The following is a 10984-nucleotide window of genomic DNA, read 5'->3' as shown; positions in this document are numbered from 1 at the left end:
GAACTGGCGGAAAGGGGGCCAAGCTGCCATGTTCGGCCCACCCCCCGCAACGGAGCCGCCCCCCGATGCCCAGCGCCAAGGCCCTGGAGCCGCTCGCCGATTCCATGATCGCTTGGCGCCGGGACCTGCACGCCCATCCCGAGCTCGGCTTCGAGGAGCACCGCACCGCTGCCCTCGTCGCGCGGGAGCTGCGGGCGGCCGGGATTACGGTGGAGGAGGGCATCGCGGGCACCGGCGTGGTCGGTACTCTCCAGGGCGTTCGGCCGGCCAACCGCGCCATCGGCCTGCGCGCGGACATGGACGCGCTGGCGATGAGCGAGGCGACCGGCGCGCCCTACGCCAGCCAGATGCCGGGGAAGATGCACGCCTGCGGGCATGACGGGCACACGGCCACGCTGCTCGGCGCCGCGAAGTGGCTGGCGGCGAACCGGGACCGTTTCGCCGGCACCGTCCGCCTGATCTTCCAACCCGCCGAGGAGTCGCGCGGCGGGGCCCAGCGCATGCTGGAGGACGGCTTGTTTGAGCGCTTCCCCGTGGATGCCGTCTACGCCATCCACAACCTGCCCGGCCTGCCGCTCGGGACCGTCGCGGTGCCGAAGGGGGCCGTCCTCGCCTCCTCCGACACCTGGGAGGTGCGCTTTCGCGGTCGGGGCACCCACGGCGCCAAGCCGCATCTCGGCACTGACGCTACCCTGGCCGCCGCCGCCTTCATCCAGGCCGTGCAGACCGTCGTCTCCCGGGAGCTGGACCCGATGGAGGCCGGCGTGGTGAGCGTCGGCCACATGGCCGCCGGCCACCCGGAGGCGCCGAACGTGATCCCGGCGGAGGTGCTGCTGCGCGGCACCGCCCGTGCCCTTTCCGCGCCCGTGCGAGACCTGCTGGAGGCGCGGATCACCGCCATGGCGAATGGGATCGCCGCGCTGCACGGCGTGGAGGCCGCCCCGGTCTATTCCCGCCGCCTGCCGCCCACCGTGAACCATGCGGCGCAAGCGGCGGTGATGCACCGCGCCGCCCTGGCCACCCTCGGCGCGGAACACGCGCGGGACGACCACCCGCCCATCACGGCCGGAGAGGACTTCGCCTGCATGCTGGAGGCCCGCCCCGGCGCCTATGCCTGGCTCGGCACGGGCGCGCCCGCACACCCCGAGGGCTTCCACCACAACCCGCATTTCGATTTCAACGACGCGGCCCTGGTGCCCGGCGCCGCCTTCCTCTGCGGCGTGGTGGAGGCGGAGCTGGGGGCATGAGCACGCGCCGCGCGGTGATCCTGGACTGCGATCCCGGAACGGACGACGCCATCGCCCTCTGGCTCGCCCTGGCCTCGCCGGAGATCGACCTCCGCATGGTCACGGTCGCCGGGGGCAATGCCGGCCTGGACCGGACGGTGCAGAATGCCTGCGCCATCACCGGCCTTGCCGGGGCCGTGGTTCCCGTGGTGCCGGGCGCGGACCGGCCGCTGCTTGGCGGCTTCCGGGGCGATGGCGCGGTTCACGGGGCGGACGGACTGGCCGGGGTCGGCCTGCCGCCCGGCCCGCCGCCCGTGCGGGCCATTGCCGCGGACGCGATCCGCGCAACGTTGCGGGAGGCGCGGCCGCGCTCCGTCAACCTCGTCGGCATCGCGCCCGTCACCAACCTGGCCCTGGCACTGGCCACGGAACCCGCCCTTGCCGACCGGGTCGCGGAGGCCGTGCTGATGACCGGCGCCTGGGGGGAGGGGAACTGGACCCCCTCCGCCGAGTTCAACGCCGCCAGCGACCCGGAGGCGCTGGCCGTCCTCCTCGCCGCCGGCATCCCCGTGACTCTGGTGACGCTGGAACTGACGGCGCAGGCCCTGGTGACCCCGGCGCGGATCGTCGCCCTGCGTGCCCTGGGTGGAGGCGCCTGCCTGAAGGCGGCCTGCGACATCATGGCCGCCGTCCCGCCCTCCCGCCGGCTGGGCGGGGAGGGGCATCCGCTGCACGATCCCTGCGCCGTGGCTTGGCTACTGGCGCCGGAACTGTTCCGCGCCGTGCCCGCGGCGGTCTCGGTGGATCTCGGGCCGGGTCCGGCGCGGGGCCGCACCCATATCGACCGCTGGGGGCGGAGCACCGCCGCGCCGAACGCCACTCTGGCCGAGGCGCTTAACGCGGATGGCTTCTTCGCACTGCTGGGCGAACGGCTGGCGCGGTTGCCCTAGCCGGCGGCCTGTTCCAGCACCCCGCGCACCCAATCCGCCGCATCCGGCCCGAGTCCCGCGGCGTAGAGTTCGTCCGTCACCTCCGTGACGACAAGGCTGCCTTGCTGCGTGGCCCGGCGCAGCGCCCGGTCCAGGTGGGCGAGCAGGTAGCGCGCGGAGACGCTGGTCTCTACCAGCATGCCGCCGCCCAGCATCATGTGGCTCTCGCTCAGCTCCCACACCGCGGCCTCGAGGGTCTCGGGACCCCCTTCGGGCAGCTCGTGCAGCACCAGGCACAGCGTCATCGGTTCATGTCCGCCAGGGTTTGCGACTAGGGTTTGCGACCAGGGTTTGCGACCCGGGCCCGCCGCCCGGATACGCCCGGCCGATCCGTCCTCCCTTCCCGAAGAAAGGAGCGAGGCTTAAAACCCCTGCATCCGCCGCGTGGCAGCATCCCAGCGCCGCGCGCGCGAATCAAGCGTTGCGACGGGAGAGCGGAATGACCGAGATCATTGCCCATCGCGGCGGCGCGATCCTTTGGCCGGAAAACAGCCTCCAGGCCTTCCGCCAGTCCATTGCGGCCGGGGTGGATGCCGTGGAGTGCGACGTCCATCTCTCGTCCGACGGCGTGCCGATCGTCATGCACGACGCGACGCTGGAGCGGACGAGCAACGGCACGGGTCCGGTCGCCAGGTGGACCGCGGCGGAACTGGCGGAGATGAAGCTCGTCTCCGCCGATGGCGAGCCCCCGCCCCGCCTCTCGGACCTTCTCTCCCTCGTCGCGGATAGCCGAGTCGGACTACAGGTAGAGGTGAAGGCGGACGCCGCTGGCCGCCCGGACCTCGCCCTGCTGGAGCGGACGCTGGTCGAGCTGGACCGGCACGGGATGCGCGGCCGGACGGAACTGATCACCTTCGAGGCGGAAATCGCCACCGCCGCCGTGGCCGCGGGCGGGCTGCTGAACGTCGCCTGGCTCTTCGCGCCTGTCATGCTGCGCTACCTCGGCCCGGACGGGGTGGTGACGGTCGCGCACCGGACGGGCGCAACGATGGTGGAGACCCATGAGGCCGTGCTCGACGCGGAGCTCCTTGGGGTGCTGCGCGGCGCCGGGCTGCGCGTCGGGGCCTGGGGGGTGAACCGGTCGCCCGCCATCCGGCGCATGCTGGAGCTCGGGCCGGACGCCCTGGCGACGGACGATCCCATCCTTGCCCTTGCGATGCGCGTCTCGGCCGGGTCATAGCCGCCGGGCGGTGCTGGCGGGGTGCGCCGGGGCACGATCCGCTCTATCTCCCCCGCCCATGTCAGACCTGCCGCTCCTCCGCCTCCTCCCCGGCCGCGACCGGCGCGCCAAGGCGGGCCATCCCTGGGTCTTCTCCAACGAGGTGACGATGACGGCGGAGGCCCGCGCCATCCCGCCGGGCAGCCCCGTGCGGGTGGAGGGGGATGACGGCGTCCGCCACGGGATCCACCACTTCAACCCGCATTCCCTGATCGCCGGCCGGCGGCTGTCGCACGACCCTTCCGTCCCGATCGACGACGCCTTCTGGCAGGCCCGGATCGGTGAGGCCCTGGCCCTTCGCACGCGCCTTTTCCCCACGCCGCACTACCGCCTGGCCCATGCGGAGGCGGACGGGCTGCCCGGCCTGATCCTGGACCGCTACGGCGACCTGATCGCGCTGCAGGCGAACACGGCGGGTATGGAGATGGCGACGCCGGCCATCCTGCGCGCGCTGGACGCCCTGATCCGGCCCCGCGCCGTGGTGGCGCGGAACGAGGCTTCTGTCCGTGCCCTGGAGGGCCTGCCCGAGGCGACCCTGCTGCTGCGCGGGACCGAGGCGACCGGCACGGTGGAGGAGGGCGGCGTGAGCTTCGCCGTCGACCCGCTGGGCGGGCAGAAGACGGGATGGTTCTTCGACCAGCGGGAGAACCGCGCCCGCGTCGCGAACCTCGCCCGGGGCGAGACGGTGCTGGACGCCTTCTGCCACACGGGCGGCTTCGGGCTGCAGGCCGCCGCGGCCGGTGCGGCACGGGTCACCCTGCTGGACCGTTCCGAGCACGCCCTGGCCACCGCGATGGAGACGGCCCGGCGCAACGGACTGGAGGACCGGGTGGAGGCGGTGCGGGGCGAGGCGATGGAGACGCTGGAACGCATGGGGCAGTCCGGCACCCGCTTCGGCGTCGTGGTGGCGGACCCGCCGGCCTTCGCGAAGTCCCGCAAGGACATCCCACAGGCCGTGCGCGCCTATTCCCGCCTGGCGCGGATCGCGGCGGGGCTGGTGGCGCCAGGCGGCATCCTCTTCATCGCATCCTGCTCCCACCACGTCCCCTCGGGCGAGTTCACCGACACCGTGTTGGCGGGGCTGCATCGCGCCCGGCGCGATGCGCGGATCCTGGCCATCACGGGGGCAGGGCCGGACCATCCGATCCACCCGATGCTGCCGGAAAGCGTGTATCTGAAGGCCCTGACGATCCAGCTTTCATAGGGCCTGCTGCGCGTGGGACGCCCGTCCAGGGAAGCTTGAACAGGGCTGTCCCGCGCTTACGTAGCTTGCTAATGTTAGCTTGCTACAATAGATCCCGTGCCATGAGCCTCAATGCCGAGTTCGTCACGGCCCTGCGCCGCGTCACCCAGCGCTGGCGCACCCTCTGGGACGCTGAGCTGCGCGGGAGCGGGCAGACCCTCGGACGGTCGCGCGCCCTGCTGATCCTCTTCCAGTCCGGGGGTAGCGCCATGCAGCGCGACCTGGCCGAGGCGCTCTCGGTGGAGCACCCCACCCTTGTCCGCCTGCTCGACGGGCTGGAGCGCCAGGGGCTGATCCGGCGGGAACCCGTGCCGGGCAATGCCCGCGCCAACCAGATCGTGCTGACCGAGGCCGCGAGCGCCGTAGTGCGGGAGGTGGACAGCGTCTCCGAGGCGCTGCGCGAGCGCGTGCTTCGCGACGTCCCGCGCGCGGAACTCGAAACGGCGCTGCGGGTTCTGCATATGGTGGCAGCCCGCCTGGATGAGCTGGGCACCTCGGCCGAGGGAGGGCAGGGATGAGCGACAGCGGAACGGCTCCCGCCGCCCCGGCTCAGCAGCCGGCGCCGCCTGCTCCTCCGGCCGGGCCTACAACCATCTCCTTTCCGACGCTGGCGCTCTACATGCTGGCCTCGCTGACCTTCGGCCTGGCGCAGGGCATGGGGAACTACCTCATTTCCGGCAATCTCCAGGCGGTGCAGGCCACCTTCGGCGCGACGACGAACGAGGCCATCTGGCTGATGGCGGGCTACAGCTCCACCAGCATCACGGCCTCCATCCTGCTCTGGAAGCTGCGCACGCAGTTCGGGCTGCGGCGGGTGGCGAAAATCGCGCTCGTGTTCCTCGTCATCGTCTCCCTGGCCCATGTCGCCGTCGTGGACCTGCGCTCGGCGGTGCTGCTGCGCGCGGTGGCCGGCTTCGCGGGTGCCATCCTGAACACCCTGGCCTTCCTCTATGTGCTGGAGGCGCTGCCGCCACAGCACAAGCTCACAACCGGCATCGCCCTCGGCCTCACCGGCTCCCAGGTTGCCGTGCCCCTGGCCCGACTCATTTCGCCCCAGCTGCTGGAGATCGGCCTGTGGCCGCAGCTGAACATGGTGGAGCTGGCACTCTCCTTTGCGTGCCTGTTCTGGATCCTCGTGCTGCCGATCACCCCGCCGGTCTCGGCCAAGGTGTTCGACCGGGTGGACGCGATCAGCCTGCCGCTGCTGATCGTCGGGATGGGGCTGATCGCCGTCGTGCTCAGCCTTGGGCGCTACTACTGGTGGACGGAAGCGACCTGGCTCGGCCTCTGCCTCGCCGCCGGTCTCGCTTGCCTGACCGTGTTGGTCATGATCGAGCTGAACCGGGAGAGGCCGCTGGTGAACCTGCGCTGGCTCTCCTCCGCCGACATGATCCTCTTCGGCGGCTCCATGTTCTTCTCCCGCTTCATCCTCTCGGAGCAGACCACGGGCGCGATCGGCTTCTTCCAGAACCTCGGCCTACTGAATGAGCACATGTCCGGGATGCTCTGGGTGATCTTCTTCGCTACCGCGGGCGGATTTCTGGGCGTCGCTTTCATCAACCGTCCGGAAAACCGGGCGGCCATCCAGGGCGTGGCCCTGGCGCTGATCGCGGTCGGCGCCTGGATGGAGAGCTACAGCACCAACCTGACCCGGCCGCAGGATGTCCTGCTTTCTCAGGCGCTGGTCGCCTTCGGGGGTGCGATCTTCCTGCCGCCGGCGGTGGGCTGGAGCTTCGCCCATACCCTGAAATGGGGCATCCAGCACCTGACGAGCTTCTTCGCGGTCTTCCTTGCCTCGCAGAACCTCGGCGGCCTGCTCGGCGCGGCAGGGCTCGGCACCTTCATGGTGATCCGTGAGAAGTTCCATTCCAGCCAGATCGTCGAGAACCTGACGCTGTCGGACCCACTCGTCGCCCAGCGCGTGCAGCAGTACGGCGCCTCCTACGCCCGCGTCCTGAATGATCCGGCGCTGCGGGGCGCGGAAGGCAACACCCTGCTCGGGCAGGTTGCGACCCGCGAGGCCTATATCCTCGCCTACAACGACCTGTTCCTCGTGGTCGCCGTGGTCTCGGTGCTCTGCCTCCTCGGCCTCCTCTTCCACCAGCTCCTCCTCTGGCTCGGCCGGCGGCGCGCGCGGGATCTCGCGGCGCGCACGGCCCAGCCCGCCTGAACAGACGGAAACCATGGCCTTCAACTCAACCCTTTCCCGAGCCACCATCCCGGCCCTGATCGTCGGGGTCGCGGCCGTCCTCATGGTCCTCTACACGTGGCGCCTGCCGCCCTTCACCTCCACGGTAGAGGTGACCGACGATGCCTATGTGCGGGGCCAGGTCACCGTGATCAGCCCGCAGGTGGCGGGCTACGTGGTCGATATTCCCGTGCACGACTACGCCACGGTGAAGCAGGGCGACCTCCTCGCCCGCATCGACGACCGCATCTACCAGGCGCGGGTCGCCCAGGCCCGCGCTCAGCTCGCCTCCTCGGAAGCGGCGCTGCGCAACCTCGATGTCCAGCGCGGCACGAAGGAGGCACAGGTCCAGGTGGCGCGGGCCCAGGTGGAGAATGCCGAGGCGGTGCTCGCCAAGGCGCGTGCGGACCTGCGCCGCATCGGCCCGCTGATCGAGCAGAACATTCAGTCCCGCGCCTCCGGCGACCAGCTGAACGCCGCGCTGCGCCAGGGCGAGGCCGGGCTTGACCAGGCCCACGCAAACGAGGCCGTGGCACAGCAGTCGCTCGCGGAGACCCTGGCCAGCCGCGACAACCTCCAGGCCTCCGTCCAGGCCGCGGAGGCCGCTGTGCACCTGGCCGAGATCGACCTGCAGAACACCCGGGTTACCGCCCCGCGCGACGGCATGCTGGGCGAGGTGGGCGCGCGCGTCGGCCAGTATGTCAGTGCCGGAACGCAGCTCACCTCCCTCGTGCCTTCCCTCCGCTGGGTGGTCGCGAATTACAAGGAGACGCAGCTGCCGGGCATGCGCGTCGGCCAGCCCGTGACCTTCCGGGTGGATGCCCTTCAGGGCGCAACGCTGACCGGCCGCGTGGAGCGCTTCTCCCCCGCCACGGGCTCCGAGTTCAGCGTGATCCGCGCGGACAACGCGACCGGCAACTTCACGAAGGTGGCACAGCGCCTGCCCGTCCGTATCGCCATCGACCCGGGCCAGCCGCTGGCGGACCAACTCTCCCCCGGCATGTCCGTGGTGGTCAGCATCGATACGGCTGCCGCGCCCGCCGAGGCGCGGCGGGTCGCGGCGGAGTGAGGGGCGACTGAGGTCGGGTCGCGGAGGGCGAAACCGGCGATCAGGCCGCCCGCAGGGTGAAGCGGGCCGTCGTTCCGCGGCCCGGGGCGCTCTCCAGCGCGAACTCCCCGTTCTGCAGTTCCACCAGGGTCCGTACCAGCGGCAGGCCGAGGCCCGTGCCGCGCTCGCCGGTGCCCCGGACCCGGCCGAAGGGCTCGAGCGCGACCGCCAGATCCTCGGGGGTGAGGCCGGGCCCGGTATCGACCACACGCACGGTCACGGTGCTGCCCGTCCGTTCCGCCGCCAGGGCGACCCTGCGGCCTCGCCCGGCGTATTTCACCGCGTTGCCCAGCAGGTTGAGCAGGATCTGCAGGAGAGAACGGGAATCCGCCATGACGCGGAGGCCGTGCGGGATCCGGATCTGCAGGTCCATGTCGCGGCCCGCGGCCTCCGCCCGCAGCAGCCGCGCGGCGCGCTGGCCGAAGGCGGCCAGGTCCACGGGATGCAGATCCAGCGCGGCCGGTCCGTCCCGCAGGGCGGCGAAGCGCTGCACGTCCTCGATGAGGGTGAGCATGTGCTGGCCGCCATCCGCGATATCGTTCACGAACTCGGCGTAGAGCTTGTGGCCGAGCGGGCCGTGCGGCTGCATCTGCAGGAGCTCCGCGAAGCCGAGGACGGCATTCAGGGACGTCCGCAGCTCGTGCGTCACCTCGGCCAGGGCGCGCTCGCGGCGCCGCACGGCCTCAATGGCCTCCTGCCGGGCTCCGCGGGCGGCGGTGAGGGCGGTGTCGAAACTGGCGAGGGTCTCCTGCGTCGTGGTCATCAGGCGCCCCGCCAAGTCGGGAAGGCCGACCGGCAGGTCCGGCAGCGCTTCGTCGGCCTCGTAGGCCCGCAGCGCTCCCTCGCTCAGCCGCACCGGCGCCAGGAGGGCCCGGAGCGCCAGGAGCGAGAGGACCGTGCCGAGCAGCGTGGCGGCGAGGAGCACGGTAAGGAGCGTCCAGTCCGCCGGCCGGTCACGCAGCAGCAGGATCAGCGCGGCGGTCAGCGGCAAATGGATGGCCACGAAGGCGACGATGAAGAACTTGCCGATGTAGCCGAAGGGAACCCGGAGCCGATGGAGCAGGAGGTAGAGGCGCATGGCCCCTCATGCTACCACCAATTGTCGTTGCGGCTCAGAGGAATTGCGCCCGCAGGTCCACGCTGTCCCGCTGCCCCAGCGCTTCCCGGTGCTCGGCGAGCCAGGCCTCGGCGGCGGCACGCCCGTCTTCGCGCAAGCTGCAGAGGAAGTTCCAGTCCCCGTTGTACTTGCTGGTCATGCCGAGGCGGCGCATCCGCTCCTCGTCCTCGATCAGGTGGACGTAGAGCCGCTGGTAGCGCGGCGGCTGCAGCACGCCCTGGTCCACCAGACGCTGGACGAACTCGATGGCCCGCATCTCGTACATGAGGGAAGCGTTGAAGCTGATCTCGTTCACCCGTGTCTCGATCTCCTGCACGGTGCGCGGGACATCAGGGCGGGATAGGGGGTTGATGCCGACCAGGACGATGTCCTGCGGGCTGCCCGGGCGCTCGTAGAGGGGCCAGAGGGCGGGATTGCCGAGGAAGCCGCCATCCCAGTAGGCCTCGCCCTCGATCTCCACCGCACGGAACAGGTTGGGCAGGCAGGCCGATGCCAGCAGTGCCTCCCGCGTCACCTCCTGGCGGGAGAAGATCCGTGGCTTGCCGCTGCGCACGTTGGTGGCGGTCACGTGCAGGCGCGGCGCCTCCGGGTGGTGGCACAGCACATCCAGGTCCAGCACCTCCTCCAGCACCCGCCGCAGCGGGTTCATGTCGATGGGGAAGGGGTTGAGCTGATAGGGTGAGAAGACCCGCGTGAGCATGTCGAAGCTCTGCCAGGCCAGGCCGTGGCTGAGGTCCGGGCCCCAGACGAGCTGCTCCAAGGGCGTGTTCCGAAGGGGGCTGAAGGCGTAGCGCGTGCCGATGGCCGTCCAGAGCCGGTCCAGCACCGCCTTCGCCCCGGCCCGCCCGCCCTCGGCAAGGCCCTGGGTGAAGGCGGCACCGTTGAGGGCGCCGGCCGAGCTGCCGGAGATGGCGGCGACCTCGATCGACTCCTCCTCCAGAAGGCGCAGCAGGACGCCCCAGGTGAAGGCGCCGTGCGAGCCGCCGCCCTGGAGGGCGAGGCTGATCCGTTGCGGCTGCGCGGGGCCGGAGACGGCCGGTGCGGCGGGCGTCCCCTCGATCGGGGGAAGCCCCTCCGTGCCGTCCTTCCCGTCCTCGATCACGAGGCGGTCCAGGCGCCGTCGATGGAGAGGGCCGCACCGTTCACCGCGCCGCTGTTCGGGCCGCAGAGGTAGAGGGCCATCTCCGCCACCTCGTCCACCTCGACCCAGCGCTTGCTCGGCTGCTTCTCCAGCAGGAAGTCGGTCAGCGCCGCCTCCTCTGAGACGCCGTGCTGCTTCGCCAGCGGCCCGACCTGGGCCTCGGCCAGCGGTGTGCGGACGAAACCCGGGCAGATGGCGTTGCACGTGATCGGGGTGCGGGCGACCTCGATCGCCACGGTCTTCGTCAGTCCCACCACGCCGTGCTTCGCCGCGACATAGGCCGCCTTGAAGGGCGAGGCGACGAGGCCGTGGGCGGAGGCGACGTTGACGATCCGCCCCCAGTTCCGGGCCTTCATGCCCGGCAGCAGGGCCTTGATGGCGTGGAAGTTGGAGGAGAGATTGATCGCGAGGATCGCGTCCCACTTCGCCTCCGGGAACTCCTCAACCGGCGAGACGAACTGGATCCCGGCATTGTTCACGAGGATGTCCACGTGGCCGAGCGCGGCCTCCGCTTCCGCGCACATCTGGCGCACGCCCTCGGCCTTGGACAGGTCGGCGCCGGTATAGGGGGTCTCGCCCCCGGCGACCGCGGCCACCTCGTCGCGGGCGGCGACGATGGCCTCCGGCGTGCCGAATCCGTTCAGCATCACCTTCGCCCCCTCCCGCGCGAAGGCGAGGGCAATGCCGAGGCCGATGCCGCTGGTGGAGCCGGTAACGAGGGCCGTCCGGCCCTCAAGGGACTTGCTCAAGGCG

Annotated in this window: 11 protein-coding genes; 7 read left to right on the top strand and 4 right to left on the bottom strand. The window is 71.3% G+C overall.

What is annotated here, in order from left to right:
- The first annotated feature begins 65 nt into the window (after nt 1-65).
- Both J5Y10_RS18485 and J5Y10_RS18480 read left to right on the top strand, forming a co-directional pair.
- On the top strand, nt 66-1247 hold the full coding sequence (locus J5Y10_RS18485; protein ID WP_245214857.1) for a M20 aminoacylase family protein: 1182 nt from the start codon (nt 66-68) through the stop codon (nt 1245-1247).
- The gene (locus J5Y10_RS18480) at nt 1244-2176 is read left to right on the top strand and encodes a nucleoside hydrolase (RefSeq protein ID WP_209375565.1); all 933 of its coding nucleotides are present in this window, start codon (nt 1244-1246) and stop codon (nt 2174-2176) included. Before J5Y10_RS18485 ends, J5Y10_RS18480 begins: the two co-directional genes overlap by 4 nt.
- Here J5Y10_RS18480 and J5Y10_RS18475 read toward each other — a convergent pair.
- Nucleotides 2173-2460: a hypothetical protein gene (locus J5Y10_RS18475; protein WP_209375563.1), complete on the bottom strand. Its 288-nt coding sequence runs from the start codon at nt 2458-2460 to the stop codon at nt 2173-2175. The two genes, J5Y10_RS18480 and J5Y10_RS18475, sit on opposite strands and share 4 nt — an antisense overlap.
- Nucleotides 2461-2654: 194 nt before the next feature.
- Between J5Y10_RS18475 and J5Y10_RS18470 the strand changes: the two genes are divergently transcribed.
- The 5 genes from J5Y10_RS18470 to J5Y10_RS18450 all read left to right on the top strand — a co-directional run bounded on the left by J5Y10_RS18470 (nt 2655) and on the right by J5Y10_RS18450 (nt 7934).
- Nucleotides 2655-3395, top strand: coding sequence for a glycerophosphodiester phosphodiesterase (locus J5Y10_RS18470; protein WP_209375562.1), 741 nt, complete (start codon nt 2655-2657; stop codon nt 3393-3395).
- Between the two features lie 58 nt (nt 3396-3453).
- Nucleotides 3454-4638: a class I SAM-dependent rRNA methyltransferase gene (locus J5Y10_RS18465; RefSeq protein WP_209375560.1), complete on the top strand. Its 1185-nt coding sequence runs from the start codon at nt 3454-3456 to the stop codon at nt 4636-4638.
- Between the two features lie 101 nt (nt 4639-4739).
- Nucleotides 4740-5195, top strand: coding sequence for a MarR family winged helix-turn-helix transcriptional regulator (locus J5Y10_RS18460; protein ID WP_209375558.1), 456 nt, complete (start codon nt 4740-4742; stop codon nt 5193-5195).
- Nucleotides 5192-6847, top strand: coding sequence for an MFS transporter (locus J5Y10_RS18455; protein ID WP_209375557.1), 1656 nt, complete (start codon nt 5192-5194; stop codon nt 6845-6847). Before J5Y10_RS18460 ends, J5Y10_RS18455 begins: the two co-directional genes overlap by 4 nt.
- A 13-nt stretch (nt 6848-6860) precedes the next feature.
- A complete protein-coding gene (locus J5Y10_RS18450) occupies nt 6861-7934 on the top strand; it encodes an HlyD family secretion protein (RefSeq protein WP_209375555.1) in 1074 nt (357 codons plus the stop codon).
- A 40-nt stretch (nt 7935-7974) separates the two neighbouring features.
- Here J5Y10_RS18450 and J5Y10_RS18445 read toward each other — a convergent pair whose 3' ends face one another.
- Genes J5Y10_RS18445 through J5Y10_RS18435 form a run of 3 tightly spaced genes read right to left on the bottom strand, consistent with a single transcriptional unit; the run spans nt 7975 to nt 10980 of the window.
- Entirely contained in the window at nt 7975-9051 is a 1077-nt protein-coding gene (locus tag J5Y10_RS18445; RefSeq protein WP_209375554.1) for a sensor histidine kinase, read from the bottom strand.
- Between the two features lie 34 nt (nt 9052-9085).
- Nucleotides 9086-10192 (bottom strand): patatin-like phospholipase family protein, encoded by a 1107-nt coding sequence (locus J5Y10_RS18440; protein WP_342452958.1) that lies wholly within the window; start codon nt 10190-10192, stop codon nt 9086-9088.
- Nucleotides 10189-10980, bottom strand: a complete 792-nt coding sequence (locus tag J5Y10_RS18435; RefSeq protein WP_209375552.1) for a 3-hydroxybutyrate dehydrogenase — start codon at nt 10978-10980, stop codon at nt 10189-10191. The genes J5Y10_RS18440 and J5Y10_RS18435 overlap by 4 nt, the downstream gene beginning before the upstream one ends.
- Nucleotides 10981-10984: the final 4 nt, after the last annotated feature.

The sequence above is a fragment of the Roseomonas indoligenes genome (assembly GCF_017813365.1).
GTDB lineage: Bacteria > Pseudomonadota > Alphaproteobacteria > Acetobacterales > Acetobacteraceae > Roseomonas > Roseomonas indoligenes.
The sequence above is the reverse complement of the archived record's forward strand: the minus strand, read 5'-3'. Positions and strand labels throughout refer to the sequence as shown.